Raw genomic sequence first — 21510 nt, forward strand, 5'->3', positions numbered from 1 at the left:
CCGGAAGGCAACTCGACGTTTTCGTGGAACGCAGCGGCAGCTCGCAACAGAAAAGACTCGCGCCACGCCCCCGGCAGCTTCGCGCGGCTATCATAGGCGCATTCGATTCCGGGGGTAGGCCGCCCATACGCCGCCCGCCCCGCACGAGAAGCGAGGAGATTTCCGTGGCTTTCGTAGACCGCACCACCATCGCGCAGATCTTCGCGGACGCGCAGCAGCTCGGCGGGCAGCAGCTCACCGTGGCCGGCTGGGTCCGCTCCCTGCGCGACATGAAGACGTTCGGCTTCGTGACGCTCAACGACGGCAGCTGCTTCAACAACCTGCAGGTCGTCATGAACCGAGAGACGCTCGCCAACTACGACGACATCGCCGCCCAGAACGTCGGCGCCGCCCTCATCTGCCGCGGCGAGCTGGCGCTCACGCCCGACGCCCCGCAGCCCTTCGAGCTCAAGGCGACGTCCATCGAGGTCGAGGGCCCCTCGGCGCCCGACTACCCGCTGCAGAAGAAGCGTCACACCGTCGAGTTCCTGCGCACGATCCAACACCTGCGCCCGCGCACGAACCTGCTCGGCGCCACGTTCCGCGTGCGCTCGGTTGCCGCCTACGCCATCCACCAGTTCTTCCAGGAGCGCGGCTTCGTCTACGTCAACACGCCCATCATCACGGCCTCGGACTGCGAGGGCGCCGGCGAGATGTTCCGCGTCACGACGATCGACCCGGCCAACCCGCCGCTGGCCAAGGACGGCACCGTCGACTACAGCCAGGACTTCTTCGGCAAGCAGGCCAACCTTACGGTCTCTGGCCAGCTGCAGGCCGAGAACTTCGCGATGGCGTTCGGCGACGTCTACACGTTCGGCCCGACGTTCCGCGCCGAGAACTCCAACACGCAGCGCCACGCCGCCGAGTTCTGGATGATCGAGCCCGAGATCGCCTTCGCCGACCTCGAAGACGACATGAACCTGGCCGAGGAGATGCTCAAGTACGTCATCCGCACCGTCACGGAGAAGTGCCCCGACGAGATGGCATTCTTCAACAAGTTCGTCGACAAGGGCCTGGCCGAGCGCCTCGAACACGTGGCGAGCTCCGACTTTGGCCGCGTGAGCTATACGGAGGCCGTCGAGATCCTCGAGCAGGCCGTGCGCGACGGGCACGAGTTTGAGTACCCGGTGTACTGGGGCGTCGACCTGGCAACGGAGCACGAGCGCTTCCTCACGGAGCAGCACTTCAAGAAGCCGGTGTTCGTGTACGACTACCCCAAGGAGATCAAGGCGTTCTATATGCGCCTGAACGACGACGACAAGACGGTGGCCGCGGCCGACTGCCTCGTGCCCGGCATCGGCGAGATCATCGGCGGGTCGCAGCGCGAGGAGCGTCTCGACGTGCTGGAGAGCCGCATCAACGAGCTGGGCATGGATCCCGAGCAGTACAAGTACTACTGCGACCTGCGCCGCTACGGCACGTGCCACCACGCCGGCTTCGGTCTGGGCTTCGAGCGCCTCGTCATGTACCTCACGGGCGTGAGCAACATCCGCGATGTCATCCCGCACCCGCGCACGGTGGGCAGCGCCGAGTTCTAATATCACTCGCGCCATTGGCGTGACAACGGGCCCGAACGCGGCGTGCAAAGCGCCGACGTTCGGGCCCTTTTTGTGCCGAAGAGCCGGACAACCAACGGGCATATCCACTCACAGCCAAAGACAGCCGCTAGACATGAATATTTACGCTGCTGAGTTGCGAAATCAATCCCAAGAATAGCCGCTTTACCAGGCATTTTGTTGCCCGTTATTCACGGGTATCACATGTTTATGAACGATAGATTTCATCAGAGAATTTTTGTCGGTAAACGGTATGGATTTCCTCGTGAAAGGGGTATTTAATATGCGCGAAACAAAACGAGAGAGGAGCCATCATGAACGAGTTTGACCTGGGCATCAGCCCCATCAGCCGCCCGAACGACGTTGACGCCAGCGCTGGCTCGCAGGCCCTGCGCGAGCTCACCGCCCTGCAGTCCGACGATAACCACGCCTCGCGCCGCCTGTCGTTGCGTGGCATCCTGACCAACCTGTTGACGGGCTACGACGCGGGCAACGCTCCGTTCACGATGTCGTCCGGCCGCTCCGGCATCGCCATCAGCTAACGCATGCTATAGCGTAGAGTATCGAACCCAGGGGCGCCCTGTCAGATGGCAGGGCGCCCTTTTTCTATCGCGGCGGACGTCCAACTTCATCTGTGAAACCCGTGGAGCCCCGCCCCAACCCCCGGCGCTTTCCGATGAAAGGCCCCGCTCGCCACAGGAGTAGTCCCCAGACTGTCGCGCCTACGGTACAGTGGGCTGCGTTGGGCCAAAACGCACAAGGGGGAACCGCATGGATCGACGGGGGAACAACGAAACGCAAGGCTACGCCGGCTACGGGGCTGGCGGTAGCGCAAGACGCACCACCGAGTACGCCAATACGCGGCAGAGGCAGTACAGCCCCTACGTCGTCGGCCCGGCCGGCCCCTACGCGCGCGGGGCAGCGGGAGCGACGTCCCGACCCACCGGGCACTCGGGCCGCGGTCAGCTTAGCGGCCCCGGGCAGCGCAGGCGCAACCCCATCCCTGCGATCATCGCCGCCGTGCTCGTGGTCATCGCGCTGGCGGTAGGCGCGTGGTTCGTCGTCGGGCGCCTTTCCGCCATCACCGTCACGGTCAACGGCCAGCAGGTCGAGCTCAAGAAGGGCGCCACCGTCAAGACTCTGCTCGACGAGGGTTACGCGACCCCTCAGCCCGGCGACCTCCTCGCCATCGACGGCAGCATATACTCGGCGGGAGGCGGCACGCCGTACACCATCACGGTCAACGAGGCGCCCAGCGATGAGACGCGCGCCCTCGAAGGCAGCGAGCGCGTGGTCATCGGCGATGGGGCCGACGTGACCGAGGACGTCATCGTGACGGAGGAGCCCGTCGCCCACGGGTGGTACGACGACAGCAGGGAGTTTTCGTCGTACTGGTCGGGTTCGCTGCACACGATGAGCGACGGCCGCGACGGCACGCGCACCGTACGCACCGGCAGCCTCTCGGGCATCGTGCAGACCGAGGACACCAGCGCACCGGTAGACGGCGGCTACCACGTGTTCACCGCCCAGGTTGATCGCCCGGTCATCGCGCTCACCTTCGATGACGGCCCCTGGCCCGAGACGACCTCCCAGATCCTCAACCTGCTCGAATCCTACGGGGCTCGCGCCACGTTCTTCACCATCGGCAACCAGATACCCGGCAACGAGGACGTGGTGCGGCGGGCTCGGGACCTCGGCTGCGAGGTGTGCACGCACTCTTGGGATCACGCGGCAGGATCGGGTCAGGGCGTAAACCTCACTTACATGTCCGCTGAGGAGCAGGTCGACGAGATACTGAAGGGCTACGCTGCTATCGCTGACGCCCTGGGTGAGGAGCCCACCCACATCATGCGCGCGCCGGGCGGCAACTTCTACGGGTCGATCATCGACACGCTGTGGCCCCACGTCGACGCCGAGATCGGCTGGGACGTGGACACCGAGGACTGGCGGCGCCCCGGCTCCGACGTCATCGCGCAGCGCATCATGGCGGCCCAGCCCGGCCAGGTGGTGCTCATGCACGATGGCGGCGGTGACCGCTCCCAGACCGTGGAGGCCCTGCGTCAGGCTCTGCCCGTGCTCGCCGAGCAGGGCTACGAGTTCGTGACGGTGAGTGAGCTCATCGCGATGACGCAGGCGTAGGCGCTCTGCCGCCCCGGCCGGGAGCGCATGCATACAAATATGCTGCGCCCCGGCTTCAGGCGCCTCGTTGCGGCGGCGCAAACCCAGAGAAGGACGAAGACCCCCTTCGCTGGCCAAAACTACCTTACTTTGCGAGGAAATGGGATGTCCACGAACCGCAAAAACCTCCCCTGTCGTCCAGCGCCCTTGGCCCACCTGCGAGTTTTCTACCAACAGCAGGCCCTATGGCCACCAAGGACTCGCAAAGCACGGTAGTTTTGGCCAGAGGGACGGGGCGCGGGCCTTCTCTGACGTCCGCGCGGGGTATCCAGCCTTCCCCCGCGCCTCAAACACGGCGATAGCATGCGATGCGCCGCGCAGGCGTAGGCCAACCCGCGTCGAAGCGGCCAAATCCCTAGGATCCCCCAAGCCTCGAGGGTACACTTGCCCCAGGCGCAGCTCTGCGTCCCAGCAGCCATTCCTCGCACACCGCGAGGCACACGGAAGGAAACCCCATGAGCAACAAGGGCAAGAAGGTCAAGGTCCACTACACCGGTACGCTCGATGACGGCACGAAGTTCGACAGCTCGCGCGACCGTGGCGAGCCCATTGCGTTCACCTGCATGGCCGGCCAGATGATTCCCGGCTTCGACCGCGCCGTCGAGGATATGCAGGTCGGCGAGGTACGCGACGTCCACCTGGAGCCCAAGGACGCATATGGCGAGCCCAACCCCGCCATGATGCTCCACGCAAAGGTGGGCCAGAAGCTCTACGTGTTCATGGGCAATCGCCCCGTGCCCGTGACCGTCGCCAAGGCCGAGAACGGCGAGGTCACGCTCGACGCCAACCACGAGCTGGCCGGCAAGCCGCTCAACTTCAACATCGAGCTCGTCGAGGTAGAAGGCGAGTAGGAGAAAGGTGCCCGCGGGCCCGTTCCCGCTCAACCGGGCGTGAGCGAGCCCGCAGGCATGGCGTTTCACATTTCGTCGCATTTGGCGCATACTTATCGTATGACTACTTCATTTGCCGAGCTCGGGCTTAACGAGCAGATCATGTCCGGCGTGGACGCGCTTGGCTTCACAACGCCGACGCCCGTTCAGGCACAGGCCATCCCGGTGGCGCTCCAGGGACGCGACGTCGTGGCGAGCGCCCAGACAGGCACGGGTAAGACCGCCGCGTTTACGCTGCCCACGCTGCAGCTCATCGGACGCATCACCGACCAGTGGGAGGCCGAGCACCGCGCGGCCCAGGCGAACAGGGAGACCGCCGCAGCCGCCGATGCGAACGGCCACGAGGCCCCGGGCGCCACCGAGGCGGGCGCTCCCGAGCAGAACGTCCCTGTCGACTCCCAGGTCAGCGTGTCCTCTGCCAGCACCGAGAGCGATACACCCGCGAGCGCCGAGGCCCCGCGAGGCGCAGCCAGCTCCGGCGCCGAGACCGCCGAGACCGCCGCACCCGGACAGGCAGCCGACGCCACCGATGTGCCCGCCCCCGCGAAGAAGCGTAAGCGCCGCTGCCGCAGGAAGGGCGGCTCGCCGGACGCCGGCAACCCCGCCGCCGCAGACGCCACCTTCACGCCCTCCGACCTCGGGCCGCACGCCCTCGTCATCACGCCGACGCGCGAGCTCGCGACGCAGATCGACCAGGTGGCCGGCATCGTCGCAAGCCAGACGGGCCAGTCCGTCGTCACCGTCATCGGCGGCGAGCGATACGACCGCCAGCTCAAGCACCTCTCTCGCGGCTGCGACATGCTCGTCGCCACGCCAGGCCGCCTCATCGACCTGCTCGAGCGCAAAGCCGCCGACCTCTCACACGTGCAGGTGCTCGTGCTCGACGAGGCCGACCGCATGCTCGACATGGGCTTTTGGCCCAGCGTGCGCCGCATCATTGCCAAGCTGCCCAAGGAGCGCCAGACGCTGCTGTTCTCCGCCACGATCTCCGGCGACATCGAGCGCAGCATGCCCACGATCCTGCACGACCCCGTCAACGTCGAGATCGCCCGCGTAGGCCAGACGGCCGACACCGTGGAGCAGCGCCTCGTCCCCGTCGTCCAGGGCCAGAAGGTCCAGCTTCTCAGCAGCCTCATCGCCCAGGACAAGCCCGGCCGCGTCCTCGTGTTCTGCCGCACGAAGCAGCGCGCCGACTCCGTAGCCGCCGCCCTTGAGCGCACGGGCCTGCACGTGGGCGTCATGCACGCTGACCGCCGCCAGCGCGACCGCGAGCGCGCGCTTGCCGACTTCCGCGCCGGCAAGCTGGAGGCGCTCGTGGCAACCGACGTCATGAGCCGTGGCATCGATGTCGACGGCATCGACTGGGTCGTCAACTTCGACGTCCCCATGGACACGGAGGACTACGTGCACCGCATCGGTCGCACGGGCCGCGCCGGCCAGAGCGGCATTGCGTTCACGTTCATGGCGCCCGACGAGGTGAGCCCGCTGCGCGAGATCGAGTACTTCACGAAGCAGCTCGTTCCCGTGTGGGAGCCCGAGGGCTTCGAGTTTGCCCAGGGCCGCATCGTCCCCAACCCCAAGCGCGCCTGCACGCGCTCGGCCCGCAGCATGTTCAGCGGCTCGCGCAGCAGCAGGGGGCGCGGGCCTGCGGGTGGGCGCTTCGGACGCCATACGTAAGACGCCGTGCGCCGGGCGGGATGCGATTCCGCCCGGCGCACGTCCTTCAAATCCCCCATCAGCCAGCAGCGATGCCGGCGGCCGAAAAAGCTGTCTTCACCTTTCCGAACACCGCCCGTGAGGGGTATTGTGCCGGCAACGAGCGGCCGTCGTCGCTCGCCACCTATATGCGTGCACGTCGAATGACCAGGGGGATCATTATGTCATTGCGCTCTCGTGCCAGGTCCGTCATCCTCGCAGGCACGCTTGCCTGCAGCCTCTCCATCGGCTCGCTCGCCTTCGCAACCGAAAGCGCTGCCGGCGATTCTGCGGCAGACGCCAGCGCGTCTGGCCTCGGCTCCGCCATCACCCAGATCGCCGAAACGCCCACGACGCCCGACGACGCCAACGTCGCTACGCCCTCGTACAAGACGGTCGCCAGCGGCCCGCTCACGTTCCAAGCCAGCGACGCCTGGGAGGCTTCCTCGCTCACGAGTGACCCGACGACCGGCATCTACGATGTCTATGTCGACAGCTCCACGCTCGGCGGCGTCCTGCAGGTCGTCGTCGTGCCCCAGACAGCCATCGGCCAGGAAGACGCCATGGTCGATGAGTTCCTGAACAGCATGGTCTCCAGCGCCGGCATGACGAACTACGAGGCAGATACGCCCGAGGATCGTACGCTTGACGGCACGCTCGTTCGCGACCTCGACTTCGGCGGCATCGTGTCGGACCAGGAGTTCGACGGCCGCGCCACGTTCGTCTTCGGCTCCGACTACACGGGCATCATGATCTCCGTCTATCTCGACGACGGCGACGATGCTGCCGAGAACGCGTTCGAGCACGCTCACAGCTCCGTTAGCCTCACCGTCTCCAACGCCCAGGCCGCTCAGGCTGCTGGCCTCACGCTTTCGTCAGGCAGCGCAGACACCAGCACAAGCACGGACACCACGACGCCTCCCGCCAACGAGAACGCCGGCGTGACGAACGGCGGCAGCGTCTCTTCGCCCGAGGCCGTCGCCGCAGGCACGCCCATCGACTTCGGCGGGTTCTCCTACCTGGTAAACACCGACCCGAGCGCGCTGGTTTACGGGACGGTCACGACGTACGACGGCGATCCGTTTAACGGCGCGTCCGTCGTCGGTGCCCCGGTGACCATCACGAACAACACGGGCGAGACGACGATGCCCGAGACGTTCTTCATCTCGACATACGGCCCCAACGGTCTCGAGCAGGACAATTCCGCCCTCTACTTCCTCGACGACTCGACGCTCAACGTGGCCAACATGCGTCCGGGCGCCACGGTCAACGCCATGCTGTACTTCCTGTACGAGGGCGCCGGCGAATACGTCGCCGTGTTTGACGACTACTCCGGCACGCCGCAGGAGATCTCCATCAACGTGGAGTAACAGCAGCCGGCAGACTGGTTCGTTTCCGCAAGTTTATGCACATATGCGCATTGGTTTTCCAAACCGCACGCATCCTGAGCCCCGGTTGGTATTTCCGACCGGGGCTTTTGCGTATACTGCGATAGAATAGGCGCCGTTGGTGCACCGGAGGGCGTCATACGTACCCACATACGACACCGCGCCGCCCAACCCGCCCTGTCCGCTGCAAGGGGAGACCATATGCTGACGCGTTCCAAGTTCATTGCCGCCATCGCCTCGGGCACCGCAGGAGCAGCGCTCGCTGCCATGGCAAGCGGCTGTTCGATTCTCGGCATCGAGGACCCCAACGCACAGCAGGACAACTCGACCGACGTCCTGCCTGCAGGCGCCGTCAACTTCGAGAACCTCATCGTCCAGCTCAACCTCGATACGTCGAGCTGGACGTGGACGCAGATCAACAACGTGCAGTCGCAGAACAACGGCGCGCTCGTCGTGGGCATCCCCGTCACCATCACGAACAACGATGAGGACAGCCGCGTGCTGAGCCCGCTGTACTGCAAGCTGTTCGATCCCAGCGGGGCCCAACAAGCCGACATCACCGCCTACTTCGACGACGACATCCTCGCGAAGGGGCGCGTCGAGGTCGGCTCGTCGGAGAGCGGCACCGTCCACCTGCTGTATCGCGGGCCAGGCTCCTACACGCTGGGCTTTGACGACCTGCTGGGCTCGAAGGTCGACCTCAAGGTGGATGTCCCGGAGTCGCGCTCGACCGGCATGCGAGCCATCCCGAGCCAGCTGGGCTCCCTCGACGTGAACCAGGCCATCCCCGCCGGTCAGAGCTTCGAACTGGACGGTATGACGCTGACGTTCGACGCGAACCGCGATGCCTATCTCTGGGTGCAGGCAAGCGCTCCCGGCGACCCCTCGTGGGATGGCGTGTGGTGCGTGGGCGTGCCGCTGAGCGTCGTCAACAACTCGTCGCAGACCGCCGTCGTCACGGCTGACCTCTACGGCAAGTTCAACGGCTACCTGCAGCCTCAGAACGACCCAGCCCCTCTTTTCGCCGACGACATCACGGCCCTGGGGTTCGTGCAGCCCGGCTCCAGCACGAACGGCTACATGTACTTCGTGTACCAGGACGACGGCACGTACTACGCCGTGTTCGACAACCAGGGCGCCAAGGTCGTGACGTCTGCCATCATCGCACAGTACTACTAAGGCCGCTGGGCACGGATCGCGTCCCGGGCCTCACGACGGCGACGGCGCACGTCGGCAAAGAAATCTCGAAGCACCTGGGCGCACTCCTGCTCGAGCACGCCGGGCGTCACCATGAACTCGTGGTTGAGCCGCGGGTCGTGGCTGACATCGTATAGCGTGCCAAGCGCGCCACCCTTGGGGTCGGGCGCACCGTAGACGCAGCGGTCGATGCGCGCGTTCACCATAAGGCCGGCGCACATGAGGCAGGGCTCGAGCGTCACGTACACAGTGCAGCCGGTGAGTCGCCAGCGATCGAGCAGCTCGGATGCCCTGGTCAGCGCCGCGAACTCCGCATGGCCAGACGGGTCGTGGTCGAGCTCGCGACGGTTGTAGGCACGTGCGACGATCTCGCCGGCATGGACGACGACGGCTCCGATGGGCACCTCGCCGAGTTCTGCGGCCCTGCGAGCCTCTGCAAGGGCTGCGCGCATGAACGCGGCGTCCTCGGGGCGCTCGGGGTCCATGACGCTCGCCTGATCGGGGGCGGACGCGAGGTTGCCTGCATGCCTGTTCGGGAAGTTCTCCACGTGTCGCACCGCCGTTTCTCGTGTATCGTTACTCGCTGAAAGCCCAGGCCGAATGCGGTGTCCCGGGCGCCCTGCGCAACGCGCCCCGCACCGATCATGCGTAGGTCGGTGGCCGTCTATTGTACCTGCGCAGGCGGGCTCGCGACCTTCGGGATGCATGGCTCAGCATGAAAGGGGATGCCCCATGGGCGGCGCTCACACATATGCGAGAGGCGCACATATCGCCTCGCCAGCGCAGGCGGCCAGCGCCTACTCCCGCAGCGCCTACGAGGCAGTCGGCGCCGAGCACGAGCCGTCATCTCGCACGCCGTGGGCGCTCGTCGCCGTGCTCGCCATCTTCGCCGCGGCTGTTGTCGCCGCCGTGAGTGCGTTCCTGGTGCTCGTGCTAAACGGAGCGCCGCAGGTCGCGCGTGCCGCGGCGGGCCAAGAAGAGGAGCACGTCTCAGGCGGCAGCGAGCGGGACTTTTCGCCGATGGCGATCGTGAGCGAGACAGGCGCGAGCCCCATCGGTAGCCTCGCAAGCCCAGCTCACGGCACTCGAGAGCTCGTCCCCGTCGTCCGCGAGCGCACCTACACGCGCGTCACACTATCGGCCGTCGGCGACAACCTGATGAACATGCCCGTCGTATACGCAGCCGACGCGAACGCGGGCGAGATGGGCGACGGGTGGTATGACTTCACGTCAATGTATGCCGGTGTTGCCGACATCGTCGCGAGCCATGACCTCAACTTCATCGACATCGAGACGATCCTGGGCGGCGACTATCTCGGGCTCTCCGGCTACCCCTCGTTCAACTCGCCCGAAGTCATCGCCGACCAGGTGGCCGCGACAGGGTGGAACCTCGCGACGACGGCCACGAACCACTCGTGGGATATGGGCCTCGAAGGCATCCAGAACTCGAGCGCCACGTGGGCGGCGCATCCCGAGGTGCTCACGACCGGCACGTTCACGAGCCCCGAGGATCGCGCGACGATCCGGACGGTCGAGCGCGCAGGCATCCGCTTTGCCTTCCTCGCATATACAGACTACCTCAACGGCCTCGTGCTGCCGGAGGGTCAGGCGTGGGCCATCGCGACCGCCGACCCCAACGCCATGGCCGCCGATGTGGAGCGGGCGCGCACCCAGGAGGGAGCCGACGTCGTCATCGTGGCGATGAGCTGGGGCGACGAGAACGCGACTGTGCCGAACGACACGCAGTACTTCTACGCGCAAACGCTTGCGAACCTCGGCGTCGACCTCGTCATCGGGTTCGGGCCGCACGTCATCCAGCCGATCGAGTGGGTCGCGGGGCTCGACGCAAACGGCATACCGACCGGACATGAGACGCTCGTCGTATACTCGCTGGGCAACTTCCTGAGCAACCAGCCGCTCGCCATCGAGAACGTCGAGGGCTGCTTCACGTGCGCGTTCGAGCGGCTAGGCGACGAGGGGCCCGTTCGCGTGGTCGATCCCCTGTGGACGCCGCTCGTCAACCACATCGACGGCGGCTGGCACCAGGTGTTCAAGCTGCGCGACTACACGCCGGAGCTGGCCGCGGCACACGACTCCATAGGGTACGAGGCCGACCCGCTCGGCTATGTCTACCAGGTCACGCAGGATATCATCGGGTCCAGCGGTGTGCCGATAGCGGCGTAGGGGCGGGCGGGATCGCGCGACTACACGACCGAGCTCGCGCGGCACAAAAATGCCCGGCGCGCGGCCGGGCACGTCATCGCCTTCCTGGCGGAGGGAGAGGGATTCCGCGCCCGCCTGCGGCGGTCGCACCCCGCTTCGCCCGCCTTCCGGCGGCCTCGCGCGCTCGCTACGGGCGGCGCGCAGCGCCCCCCGCTTCACGCTCGCGCCCTCCCGGGTTCTCATCCCTCCCCGGCGTCGCGCGGCACAAAAATGCCCGGCGCGCGGCCGGGCACGTCATCGCCTTCCTGGCGGAGGGAGAGGGATTCGAACCCTCGGAACGGGATCGCCGCTCAACGGTTTTCAAGACCGCCGCATTCAACCACTCTGCCATCCCTCCGCGTGTTGCTCATCATAGCGTAAGCGCGGCCCCTGCAGGGCGAGAACTCTTTTCGCGCACAACGGGCAGCGCTGGCGCATCGCACGTCCGCAATTCCCGCCCCCTTGCATGCTACAAAATGCTGCCTCGTGAATTGGGCTGATACTTTTTTCTGCGTTGTGTACGATACGAGCAACGTGCCAGGAAATTCGACACCGCTCTGGCCTGCGGTGATACTTTCTATCCTATGCGTATCACCACACTCGCAGGCAAGCAATCGTACATATCGCACCCGTTTGTAGCAGCGCAATTCACAACGCCCGATTTTGTAGCAGCGGCCACAGCTCCCGGCCCTAGAGGCCGGGAATGAGCGCAGCCCCGAGCAGGAAGATCAGCGCCGCGATGGCCACCAGAACTGCCGCGATGAGGATGACGGCGATCGGCGTCGGGATGCGATGCCCCGCGATGATCATTTCTCGGTCATGCCCGACGCCCTGGCCATAGTCCCATAGGTTCGGGTGAGCAGCACGCTCCTCAGCCTTCGCCTCTTCGACAGGACCCACGATCCTCTTTGACGTCATCGACATGGTGCGCACCTCCAGCCCGCCAGCTTGCACGCGCCATACCGCACGCAAGCGCCTTGTCCACAGCTTAGCCAATCGCACCCTACGGCAACAGATCCGCAGGTCAGCCCTTACGGCGCGCTTACAATACGATGAGGCAAACAATCCGAGACTGCCGGAAGCAGCACCAGTTGTGGCCCGACGGTGTTGGACGCAAGTGCGGCCCCGGCCCCTCTCCCCCACCCGACGCTGCTGGTACACTTTGCACGAACGCTCCGTCCCGCCTTTCCGAAGAGAGCCGCCGCCATGAAGCAGCTACGCCGTTTCCCCCAGGCAACCGTCAGCAAGAAAGCCGCCGCCTCCATCGGGCGAGGCCACCCCTGGGTGTTCGACGCCGAAGTGCGAGACGTCGCCCCGGCGCCCTCGGACGGGCGGACCGTCGAGAACGGTGACCTGGTGGACGTCGTTGACGAAAAGGGCGGCTATCTGGGCACCGGCCTCATCTCGCTGCAGTCCAAGATCCGCGTGCGCCTCGTGTCGCGCAACGCCAACGACCAGTTCGACGACGCTTTCTGGGAGCGCAAGCTGCGCTGGGCCTGGGAGTACCGCCGCACGACGATGGGCGCGCGAGCCCTGCCCAATGTCGAGCCCGACACGAACTGCTGCCGCGTCATCTTCTCCGAGGCGGACGCGTTCCCGGGCCTCATCGTTGATCGCTACGAAGACGTGCTCGTAAGCGAGACACTCACGGTGGGCATGGAGCGTCTGCGCACAAAGCTGTTGCCCATGCTCGTGCGCATCCTGCAAGAGGACGGGCAGGACGTCCGCGCCGTCTACGAGCGTAACGACGCGGCCATTCGCGAGAAGGAGGGCATCGAGCGCTACAAGGGGTTCCTCGCAGCAGAGGGGCTCGACGTGCCCCAGGGCGAAGACGCAGCCCGGCGCGTCATCTGCGAGAACGGCGTCCGCTATCGGCTCGACCTCGAGAACAGCCAGAAGACGGGCTTCTTCCTCGACCAGAAGTACAACCGTCGCGCCGTCGCCCAGCTAGCCCGGGGGCGCCGCGTGCTCGACTGCTTCACGCACGTCGGCAGCTTTGCGCTCAACTGCGCGCAGGCGGGGACGACGTTTGTACACGGCGTTGATGTCAGCGCGACGGCCGTGGACCTGTGCCGCGCGAACGCCCAGCTCAACGGCGTTGAAGACCGCACGCGTTTCTCAGTTGCCAACGTGTTCGACTTCCTGCCCGGCCTCGAGGCGGACCGCGGGCGCAACGCGGGCGGCCCGTTCGACCTCATCGTGCTCGACCCCCCTGCGTTTACGAAGAACCGCCGGACCGTCAACGAGGCGGCCCGCGGCTACCGTCAGATCAACTACCGCGCGCTGCGTCTGCTGCCGCGCGGCGGCTACCTGGCCACGTGCAGCTGTTCGCACTTCATGCCGGCCGACATGCTCGCTAAGGTCATCGCCGAAGCAGCCCACGACGCAAACGTGCAGCTCAGGCAGGTCGAGATGCGTCAGCAGGCCCCCGATCACCCCATCGTCTGGGGCATACCCGAGACCGACTACCTGAAGTTCTTTATCTTCCAGGTCGTGTAAACGCGCGGGCCCACTCTCTCTATGATGGCTGGCATCTATCTCCTATAAATCCCATAGGGATGATATTCTAAGCTCGCTGTGAGACACCGTTGGGAGCGAGGAGCGGGGGAACGAGATGGCCACTGTCAAAGCCGTGTGTGTCAGCGAACACAAGGGAACGCAGAAGACGCCCGTCGATGAGATCACACTGCGAGAGGGATGGGGCGTCGAGAGCGACGCGCATGCTGGCGCCTGGCATCGACAGGTGAGCCTGCTGTCATCGGAGAGCGTCGAGGCGTTCAAGGCGCAGGGAGCCCCGGTCCACGACGGCTCGTTCGGAGAAAACATCGTCGTCGAGGGCTTCGACTTCAAGCGGCTGCCCGTAGGGACGCGCTTCGCTGTGGGCACAGACGGCGTCGTGCTCGAACAGACGCAGGTGGGCAAGCACTGTCATTCCCGCTGCGAAATCTACCGAATCATGGGCGACTGCATCATGCCGCGCGAGGGCGTATTCGCCCGCGTCCTGCACGGCGGCGTCGTGCGGCCCGGCGACCGCATCTCTATCGAGTTCGTGCCATCCATGATGGAGGAGGCCGCCATCGCCGTGGACATCGCCGAGGCATATCCCGAGGCCATCGCCGCCGAGAGGGAGGCAAAGCGCCGCGATGAGGCACACGTCCAGCGCATGAAGGAGCGCGCCGCCGTGTAGAGCCGCCTGCGAGCTGGCCTAGCAGGCAGGCGCAGGTCGAGAGTCGCTCATCCATAGGGCCGCGTCCCATCGGAGCCGCCGAAGGGGTGCGGCCTTTCTCATGCCTCCCTTCTAGAACAAATGTTCGTTATTTTGCTCTGCCTCGTACTGCTCCGGCTCATCGGGGCGTATACTGGGTACCGAACAGATGTACGCTTCTTGATAGGGAAGCGCCGACGGCGCCCCCCTGGAGACGGAGGCCAGTATGTCCCTGCCCAGACAGTACGCATCCCACTTCGCCCGCGGCACGCTCGAAGCCATACCCACACACGCAGCGCTTCCATCATCATCCCTGCTCAAGACATATGTCGCATTCGCGAACACACGTGGAGGCGTCATCCTTATTGGAGCGCGCCTCGAGGCAGACGGCACGCTGCTGCCCGTTGGCCTCGAAGACCCCTTGGGCACAATCCGTGAGCTCTGGAGCCTGGTGAGCGACCCCGCACGGGTAAGCGCAAACATCCTCGTCAATGGCGACGTACGACTCGAGAAGCTCGGCGGAGAGTGTGTCGTGAGCCTTCGTGTGCCGCGCGCCCGGCCAGAGGTTCGCCCCATTCACATAGGGAATCACGTACTCGGCTCAACATACCGGCGCGTTAACGGGGAAACACAGCCCTGCTCCGCCGAGGAGATCGCAGAGATGGAGCGGGCATCTCGCCCCGAAGCCGACGCCGTGCCCCTGCCCGCCGTTCCTCTGTCCGCCCTTGAGCTCGACACCATAGACGCTTACCGAGCACAGCTCGGGCGCTTGCATCCCCAGCACCCCTGGCTTGAGCTCGACACGCCAGAAGCGTTGCTCCTGCAACTGGGCGCTATCGGGCGCAGTGCCAGCACCAGGCGCTTGCACCCATCCCAGGCGGGGCTGCTCCTGTTCGGACGACAAGAGGCCATCGTACAAGAGCTGCCTTTCTTTGCGCTGAGCTGCACCGAAGCAGGCGCGCCAACCGGACCATTTGCCTGCAAGTTTGCCGAAAACGACGACACGTGCACAGGCAACGTCTTCGACTTCTGGCGGCACATCCACTCTTGCTTGGAAACGCCCCGCATCAGAGAAGGGAACGTCAGCGAAACCGTCGTCCCTCTCCGCCCGGCGCGCCATCAAAACGCCATCCCCAGCGACCTCACATGCGCTGCAGCGCAGGCCAGCCAGGAACTCATTGCGAACGCGCTGGCACACGCCGACTACCGAGCGCGAGGCGGCGTGAGCGTTCAGGTCGGGCAAGATAGCATCAGCGTCGAGAGCGCGGGGCGGCTCCCCTTTAGCGAGGAGGCTATCGACCAAGGTGGGCTCATAATGCCGCGCAATCCTGCACTCAAGAGCATGCTTGAGCTCGTGGGCATCGGCAGGGAGCAGGGAGGCGGCATCACCTCCCTCCAGGCTACGTGCGCATGGTGGCCGGAACTTCGCCTCGACATAGAGGAAGACGTCGACCCCTGCCGCACGATATGCACGCTCAGCCTGCTCCGCATGCCAGGCCGGCCATACGCCCAGAGTAATCGACCTGAACTTCCCAGTCTCCCCAAGGAGAGGCGTGCCGCGTAGGAGCACCGCGGCAGGCAGAACCGAATATGTCCTTCCCGCTTGACGGGGCGCTGGCACCGGCATACTATGCATTACATACTATGTGATACATAGTATCAGACGTTGCAAGAGCCCTGCGCCAAGGGCGCACGAGGACTGGAGGGAGGAACGTGTGGACGCGCAGCTTAAGAAGGGCGTGCTAGACGCCTGTGTGCTCGCAGCAATCAGCAAGCAGGATTCGTATGGCTACCAGATCGTCAAAGACGTCTCGACATGCATAGAGATATCGGAATCGACCCTGTATCCCATCCTCAAACGACTCGAGGGAGCCGACGCACTCAAGACATACTCAGTCGAGCACAACGGTCGCCTGCGTAAGTACTACCGCATAACAGAAGCGGGACGGCAACGTATCCGGGAGTTCGTTGAGAGCTGGGACGAGATGGTACGCATCCACGATTACGTAAAGGAGGCCTGCGATGACCAAGCGTGAGTTCCTCGAGCGCCTGGAGCGGTGCCTTGCGGGCTTGGACGCCAGCGAGCGCTCGAGCATGGTCGAGTTCTACGAGGAGCAGATCGACGACCGCATGGACGACGGAATGGCAGAGGAGGCGGCTGTCGCCTCGCTCGAAAGCCCCGAGGACATAGCGGCCAACATCCTCGCCCTGCGCGCAGAGGCAGCTCGCGCCCAAGCGAGCGCCACACGGGCGGCGACCGACGGCCTCTCCTCGGCCTCCACTGGACCCGCTCGCCCCGCCACCGCTGAGGCTCCCCGGCAGAAGCGCTCGTTCCTGCGCGGCCTCGGTCGATCACTGCTCGGCTTTCTCGAAGTACTGGCCGCCATCATCCTCATTCCGGTTGCCATCGGCCTCATCGCGACGCTCATTGGCGTATACGTCGCGCTGTGGTTCGGTGCCGCCGCATTGGCCATGGCTTCGCTGGGCAGCGCGGCCATCGCCGTCATCTTCGTGATCTCGCTGTTCGCAGCGCCTCCCGCGACCGCCGCTGTAGGTGTCGGCACCGCCGGCCTCATCGTTGGGGCCCTGGGTCTGACCGTGCTGCTCGCTCTTCTCACCTACGCGTTTGGCAAGCTGCTCGTCTACCTCGTCATCTGGTGTGTGCGTCCCATGCGCCGCGCCGCGGCCCGCAGGCGCGCCCAGCGCGAGGCAGAAACGAAGCAATATCCATCCATGCCCGTACCGCCCATGCCCGTAGCAGCGCCCGCCGCTGCCACTCAGGGGCGTGCGAAGTTCCCGCTGTGGGGCAAGTTCGCAATTGTGGCGACGCTGCTCTCCCTTATAGGCGGCGGCATGGTGCTCGGCGCTGTCGTCTCCACTGGAAGCATGGAGGCCCTTGTACGGGAGGCTGGCCTGAACGGCCCCGTGCGCGAGCTCACGCTCGACGCCACCGACATCACGACAATCGACCTGTCCAGCCAAGCTTATAAGACTACCGGAAGCTATCCCATCGGCTTCAGTATCGGCGGAGGCGGAAGCGCCGACTACAACCATGTCTCCATCGGCGTCTCACCCGACAACAGGATTCACGTACGCGGCGCGGCGCAGATGTGGGGCGCCATCTTCCAGCGCAATGAGCCGTACACGCTGACGCAGCCCATCGTCGACGGCGACACCATGCGCCTCGAAAGCCAGCAAGTTGCCGGCGGTTTTACGATCCAGAACCCGTTTGCCTCGATGGCTTACGACGGCTCAGTTCACGTGCTGATCCCTCGCAACTGGAAGGGCACGGTCACGTGCGACGACAGCTCGACCGTCATATCCCGGGACAGCACGCACTATCTCGGCAACCGGTACAGCTCCCCCGTCACGATCGACGGGACCCTGGACCTGCGCGCCGGCAGCGTCAGCCTCGCCTACTTCAGCGCGGCTTCCATGAGCCTCGAGGCTACGGGGATGGAGCACGTCAGCTGGGGCGGCGTCTACCTAGACAGCGTCTCGGCAAGCGGCGAGATCAAAGTGGGCGGCCCGCGTGCCCTGCTTCGCAACGTCGATGCGACCGGCGGCCTTGTTATCGACCCCGACACCCGCATCTCCTATCCCAGCGCCGATGCCGAGGATGGCCTTGAGTACGCGCCCGAACGCACCGGCGACAGCACCGGCGATTTCGACGACACGACGGCCCGCAGCATAGCGGCGGGCAAGAGCGCCAACGCTGACGGGCAGGCGGCCAGCAGCAAGGACAACGCGAGCAGCTCCGCCGATCGCCAGTAAAGACGTAGTGGCCGGGGCGTAAGGGTAAGTTCGACGCCCCGGCCACGCTTCGCAGGCCCCAACATGCTCGGCATCAAACCGCCTCACGCAGGGCCCCGATCCCGCCTGCCGCGCGAAACGGCTCAAAACGCGGCGGAGAACTTCCGGAGCCCCGGCAGTCAGCGCTCCTATCACAGACCAGCGTACAGCAATTACAGCACACCCGCAGCCAGCTACAACCCATATCGCAGCCCACCGCAGCACCTCATTCAACACAAAGAGGCGATTGTCATGCGCACCACATTTCACGTTCCCCTCGCAAGCGCATCAAGCGTCCCGGCCGGTATGCAACCCCGTCGCGCTATGGCTCCGCTGCGTCCCACGATGACAGCAGTCAGCGCCCCCACGGCACCTGCCGTAGGTTTCGGTAACCAGGACCCCCTTCGCACAGCCATCCCCGATCCGGACTGCACGGCAACCGCACATGTAGACTCCCGGTATCACGCGCACTCCGTCGCGCAAAACACCCTGTTGTTCCTTCTATTCTTTGCGGCGTGGGTCGCCCTCCTCGGCCTTTCCGGATCCCCCACAGCTGCCCTCGTCTCTGCAACGCACGCCACTCCAGCTGTGGCGCGCCTCATCTATGAGGTCATGCCGCTTCTCACCGTACTCATCCCCACAGCAGCCTGTGGCTTGGTGTTCAGGCGCTACGCCAGGATCCCGGCACTTGTGCGCCCTCATCGCGAGGGCGTCGACACCGCCATCGGCATGGGCCTGGGTCTCGGCCTGTTCGCCTCATGCGCCGGTACCCTGTGGGCCCTTGGGAACCTGGACGTCTCTGGCGTGTCAATGTGGGACGACTCGCTGCCCATGTGGACGCTCGCACTGGCGCTCAACGCCGCATTCCAGGAGTATCTCGTGCACGGGTGGGGCTTCGACGTCCTGCTTCGTGGCCGCGGTCCTGCTGCCGCCACCGTCGTCACGACCATCCTGTTCACCTTGCTCCATCCCGGCGCGTTCGCGTCCGGCCCCATGGCCGTAGCCTGCATCGCAGCGTTCGGCGCCCTCCTTGCGGTGCTACGCCTTGTGACCGGCGGCCTGCTTGCCCCTGTCCTCGTCCATGCCGTCTGGAACATCCTGGGTGGCATCGGCCTGGGCCTCGTGACGCTGGCCGATGACTATCCGCACGTCCTGAACGCGACACTGGACGGCGGTCCCCTGTTCGCCGCCAGCATGGGCCTCGAAGGCAGCCTCGTCACGCTCCTCGTCGTGCTGGCCGCCCTCGTCGTTCTGGCCCTCATCTATCGACACCAGTGCAGGTCAATCGCACACAGCTAACAAAATGGAGCCGCGACGTCACCATCGGGCAAAGAGAGTGGTACCTTCTCCCTCGCAGAGACACGGGCCATCGGCCCCGCATCGCCAACCGGAAGAGGGCCCATGGCGACGTTCACCTGGAATCGCACACTCCTCATCGCCAACCCGGCAGCCCAAAGCGGCCGCGGCGCCCAGGGGGCTCAGGACCTCGAGCGCATGCTGCGTGGAGGAGACGCCCACACCCGGGGCATTCAGCTCCCGAGCGAGCTCGACGTCCGCCTGACGGAGCGTCCCGGCCACGCAACCGACATCGCGGCCCAGGAAGGCACCTCGTTCGACACCGTGGTAGCCCTGGGCGGCGGCGGCATCATCCACGAGGTGGTGAACGGCTTGCTGCGCATCCCCGAAGCCCGGCGACCCTGTCTAGCCGTCGTGCCACTTGGCTCGGGCAACGACTTTGCTCGCACGATTGGAATGCCGCGCAACCGCCCGGAAAGCGCCCTGCGTGCCATCGCACAAGGCATACGGCAGCGCCTCGACGTGGGTCGCGTCCGCTGCCCGGGCCTCGACGACGTCTATTTCATGCAGACGCTCTCGTTTGGGCTCGACGCCGCCATCGCCCTAGCAACGATGGAGCGTCGCGCAAAGAACGGAGCGCATGGTACGCGCCTGTTCGCCGCGACGGGATACGACATCTTCGCCCACAACCGCGAACCGTATGCCTATCGCGCAGAGCTCGAAGTCGCGAGCAAAAGCGGTGATGCCAACGAGCGGCACATCGAGCAGATCAGCGGCGAGGAGGTCGTCTTCGCCGTGCAGGTAGGCCCTACATACGGCGGGGGATTTCGCATCTGCCCGGACGCGTCGCCCATCGACGGCCTGCTCGACATATGCCGATCGGTGAGCATCCCGTCCGTCCCCCACACGCTCGCGCTGTTCTCACTTGCACGCTTTGGGCTGCACGTGCGGTCCAGCGCAGTGCGCTTCGCCAAGGTCAGGCGGCTGGTCATAGACTTTGAGCGCACCGTGCCCTGCCAGGTAGACGGTGAGAAGCTCGACGCCACGCACTTCGATATCGCATCAATTCCCGCAGTCCTTGACGTGGTCTGCGCACGCTAGAAACCCACGCGCTCACGATTTCCGAACGGCCCAAAGCACGCGGCCTGCTAGACCCGTCCCATCTACTTGGTAGCAACAAGCATGAAAAGCCCCGCACGCGTTGAGACGCTAGCACGCGCATATGCAGCGCCATCGTCTCGAACGGGCTCGCGGCCGAGCGCGGGCCCACCCGCAACGGCAACGCCCCGCCGGATGCTCTCGAGCGTCTCGTCAAAGTGCTCGTTGCAGCTCACCGTCCGAGCACCTGCCCGACGGAGCGCCTGGATGTCCCATGCGGGACGCTCCACCCGGGAAATAGGGAGACCTGCGGTAATGGCGTTGCGCGTGCGCAGCTGCTCGAGCGTCTGCGTCGGGTGCGTCGGGGTCTCCCCTCGCGCCTCCGCCGCCGCAAATGCCTGCCCATACGCGGCGTCGATGTTGACGAACGCCCCTCCCGGCCGCAGCACGCGCAGCGCCTCGGCGTATACGCGCTCGACGTCGTCAAGCACCCACGTCACGTTGCGCGTCATTACGAGATCGAACGCCTCACTGTCAAACGGCAGCTCGTGAGCATCAGCCTGGCGAAAGCTCACCCGCTCCCCGACGCCATGGCGTGCCGCGTTTGCCGAAGCTTGGGCAATCATCTCGGCAGAGAAGTCGACACCTGTAACCCGGGCACCAGCACGCGCCATCAGGATGGAGAGCAGCCCCGAGCCGCAGCCCAGATCGAGCGCCTGCACAATGGGAGCGGTCTCGTCCACCGTGCCCCCATCGGCGGAACCGGCCGCTCCCGATGTCGCCCCCTCGCACAGACGCTCCCGAGCACCCACGACGAGCCGACGCACCACCTCGGCAAACGCGCTGCCTCGGTCAGAAGCAAGCTCGCGCTCGTGTAGCTCGGAGTATTCCTCCGCTCGGCCCGACCAGTACTCGTGCGACACCTCAGTACGCTCGACGCTCTCCATCGCCACCAGCCCTCTCTTTTCGGCAAC

General features: G+C 65.5%; 18 protein-coding genes and 1 tRNA gene. 15 read left to right on the forward strand and 4 right to left on the reverse strand.

The features are described 5' to 3' along the window. Window positions 1-188 precede the first annotated feature (188 nt). From asnS to KHZ24_06685, 7 genes are all read left to right on the forward strand, one after another. The gene (asnS, locus tag KHZ24_06655; protein MBS5450879.1) at window positions 189-1577 is read left to right on the forward strand and encodes an asparagine--tRNA ligase; all 1389 of its coding nucleotides are present in this window, start codon (window positions 189-191) and stop codon (window positions 1575-1577) included. Between the two features lie 332 nt (window positions 1578-1909). Next, complete coding sequence (locus KHZ24_06660; protein ID MBS5450880.1) at window positions 1910-2137, forward strand: hypothetical protein; 228 nt, start codon at window positions 1910-1912, stop codon at window positions 2135-2137. Between the two features lie 229 nt (window positions 2138-2366). Next, window positions 2367-3734 carry a polysaccharide deacetylase family protein gene (locus KHZ24_06665; GenBank protein ID MBS5450881.1) on the forward strand — a complete coding sequence of 456 codons (1368 nt, stop codon included), beginning with the start codon at window positions 2367-2369 and terminating at the stop codon, window positions 3732-3734. A gap of 494 nt (window positions 3735-4228) precedes the next feature. Beyond that, window positions 4229-4624, forward strand: a complete 396-nt coding sequence (locus KHZ24_06670; GenBank protein ID MBS5450882.1) for an FKBP-type peptidyl-prolyl cis-trans isomerase — start codon at window positions 4229-4231, stop codon at window positions 4622-4624. 99 nt (window positions 4625-4723) lie between these two features. Next, a complete protein-coding gene (locus KHZ24_06675; protein ID MBS5450883.1) occupies window positions 4724-6340 on the forward strand; it encodes a DEAD/DEAH box helicase in 1617 nt (538 codons plus the stop codon). Between the two features lie 200 nt (window positions 6341-6540). Then, window positions 6541-7728, forward strand: coding sequence for a hypothetical protein (locus KHZ24_06680; GenBank protein MBS5450884.1), 1188 nt, complete (start codon window positions 6541-6543; stop codon window positions 7726-7728). A 219-nt stretch (window positions 7729-7947) separates the two neighbouring features. After that, on the forward strand, window positions 7948-8925 hold the full coding sequence (locus tag KHZ24_06685) for a DUF4352 domain-containing protein (protein MBS5450885.1): 978 nt from the start codon (window positions 7948-7950) through the stop codon (window positions 8923-8925). Here the strand turns inward: KHZ24_06685 and tadA are convergent. Further along, a complete protein-coding gene (gene tadA / locus KHZ24_06690; protein ID MBS5450886.1) occupies window positions 8922-9428 on the reverse strand; it encodes a tRNA adenosine(34) deaminase TadA in 507 nt (168 codons plus the stop codon). The two genes, KHZ24_06685 and tadA, sit on opposite strands and share 4 nt — an antisense overlap. Window positions 9429-9675: 247 nt before the next feature. On the opposite strand from tadA, the gene KHZ24_06695 reads away from it, so the two are divergent. After that, window positions 9676-11127, forward strand: coding sequence for a CapA family protein (locus tag KHZ24_06695; protein ID MBS5450887.1), 1452 nt, complete (start codon window positions 9676-9678; stop codon window positions 11125-11127). Between the two features lie 285 nt (window positions 11128-11412). Here the strand turns inward: KHZ24_06695 and KHZ24_06700 are convergent. Together KHZ24_06700 and KHZ24_06705 are read right to left on the reverse strand one after the other, a co-directional pair. Next, a tRNA-Ser gene (locus tag KHZ24_06700) sits at window positions 11413-11503 on the reverse strand. A 332-nt stretch (window positions 11504-11835) separates the two neighbouring features. After that, window positions 11836-12069 (reverse strand): hypothetical protein, encoded by a 234-nt coding sequence (locus KHZ24_06705; GenBank protein MBS5450888.1) that lies wholly within the window; start codon window positions 12067-12069, stop codon window positions 11836-11838. Between the two features lie 282 nt (window positions 12070-12351). Here KHZ24_06705 and KHZ24_06710 point away from each other — a divergent pair, with 282 nt between their 5' ends. The 7 genes from KHZ24_06710 (at window position 12352) to KHZ24_06740 (ending at window position 20539) form a co-directional block, all read left to right on the forward strand. Beyond that, window positions 12352-13644 (forward strand): class I SAM-dependent rRNA methyltransferase, encoded by a 1293-nt coding sequence (locus tag KHZ24_06710; protein ID MBS5450889.1) that lies wholly within the window; start codon window positions 12352-12354, stop codon window positions 13642-13644. 115 nt (window positions 13645-13759) lie between these two features. Beyond that, window positions 13760-14332: an MOSC domain-containing protein gene (locus tag KHZ24_06715; GenBank protein MBS5450890.1), complete on the forward strand. Its 573-nt coding sequence runs from the start codon at window positions 13760-13762 to the stop codon at window positions 14330-14332. Window positions 14333-14576: 244 nt separating this feature from the next. Continuing rightward, complete coding sequence (locus KHZ24_06720; protein MBS5450891.1) at window positions 14577-15914, forward strand: hypothetical protein; 1338 nt, start codon at window positions 14577-14579, stop codon at window positions 15912-15914. Between the two features lie 151 nt (window positions 15915-16065). Continuing rightward, window positions 16066-16386, forward strand: coding sequence for a PadR family transcriptional regulator (locus KHZ24_06725; protein MBS5450892.1), 321 nt, complete (start codon window positions 16066-16068; stop codon window positions 16384-16386). Further along, complete coding sequence (locus KHZ24_06730; GenBank protein MBS5450893.1) at window positions 16373-18124, forward strand: DUF1700 domain-containing protein; 1752 nt, start codon at window positions 16373-16375, stop codon at window positions 18122-18124. The genes KHZ24_06725 and KHZ24_06730 overlap by 14 nt, the downstream gene beginning before the upstream one ends. A 606-nt stretch (window positions 18125-18730) precedes the next feature. Next, window positions 18731-19441 carry a CPBP family intramembrane metalloprotease gene (locus tag KHZ24_06735; GenBank protein ID MBS5450894.1) on the forward strand — a complete coding sequence of 237 codons (711 nt, stop codon included), beginning with the start codon at window positions 18731-18733 and terminating at the stop codon, window positions 19439-19441. 102 nt (window positions 19442-19543) lie between these two features. After that, window positions 19544-20539, forward strand: a complete 996-nt coding sequence (locus tag KHZ24_06740) for a diacylglycerol kinase family lipid kinase (protein MBS5450895.1) — start codon at window positions 19544-19546, stop codon at window positions 20537-20539. A gap of 62 nt (window positions 20540-20601) precedes the next feature. Here KHZ24_06740 and KHZ24_06745 read toward each other — a convergent pair whose 3' ends face one another. Continuing rightward, window positions 20602-21483, reverse strand: a complete 882-nt coding sequence (locus KHZ24_06745; protein ID MBS5450896.1) for a class I SAM-dependent methyltransferase — start codon at window positions 21481-21483, stop codon at window positions 20602-20604. Between the last annotated feature and the right edge of the window lie 27 nt (window positions 21484-21510).

Source organism: Coriobacteriia bacterium, from assembly GCA_018368455.1.
GTDB lineage: Bacteria > Actinomycetota > Coriobacteriia > Coriobacteriales > UMGS124 > JAGZEG01.

Bases quoted from the DNA above. Each gene is read 5' to 3' on its own strand.
- KHZ24_06685 (MBS5450885.1), top strand. From the start codon at position 7,948: ATGCTGACGCGTTCCAAGTTCATTGCCGCCATCGCCTCGGGCACCGCA.
- KHZ24_06705 (MBS5450888.1), bottom strand. From the start codon at position 12,069: ATGTCGATGACGTCAAAGAGGATCGTGGGTCCTGTCGAAGAGGCGAAG.
- KHZ24_06680 (MBS5450884.1), top strand. From the start codon at position 6,541: ATGTCATTGCGCTCTCGTGCCAGGTCCGTCATCCTCGCAGGCACGCTT.
- KHZ24_06715 (MBS5450890.1), top strand. From the start codon at position 13,760: ATGGCCACTGTCAAAGCCGTGTGTGTCAGCGAACACAAGGGAACGCAG.
- KHZ24_06670 (MBS5450882.1), top strand. From the start codon at position 4,229: ATGAGCAACAAGGGCAAGAAGGTCAAGGTCCACTACACCGGTACGCTC.
- KHZ24_06695 (MBS5450887.1), top strand. From the start codon at position 9,676: ATGGGCGGCGCTCACACATATGCGAGAGGCGCACATATCGCCTCGCCA.
- KHZ24_06710 (MBS5450889.1), top strand. From the start codon at position 12,352: ATGAAGCAGCTACGCCGTTTCCCCCAGGCAACCGTCAGCAAGAAAGCC.
- KHZ24_06675 (MBS5450883.1), top strand. From the start codon at position 4,724: ATGACTACTTCATTTGCCGAGCTCGGGCTTAACGAGCAGATCATGTCC.
- KHZ24_06720 (MBS5450891.1), top strand. From the start codon at position 14,577: ATGTCCCTGCCCAGACAGTACGCATCCCACTTCGCCCGCGGCACGCTC.
- KHZ24_06745 (MBS5450896.1), bottom strand. From the start codon at position 21,483: ATGGAGAGCGTCGAGCGTACTGAGGTGTCGCACGAGTACTGGTCGGGC.
- KHZ24_06665 (MBS5450881.1), top strand. From the start codon at position 2,367: ATGGATCGACGGGGGAACAACGAAACGCAAGGCTACGCCGGCTACGGG.
- KHZ24_06740 (MBS5450895.1), top strand. From the start codon at position 19,544: ATGGCGACGTTCACCTGGAATCGCACACTCCTCATCGCCAACCCGGCA.
- tadA (MBS5450886.1), bottom strand. From the start codon at position 9,428: ATGGACCCCGAGCGCCCCGAGGACGCCGCGTTCATGCGCGCAGCCCTT.
- KHZ24_06660 (MBS5450880.1), top strand. From the start codon at position 1,910: ATGAACGAGTTTGACCTGGGCATCAGCCCCATCAGCCGCCCGAACGAC.
- KHZ24_06730 (MBS5450893.1), top strand. From the start codon at position 16,373: ATGACCAAGCGTGAGTTCCTCGAGCGCCTGGAGCGGTGCCTTGCGGGC.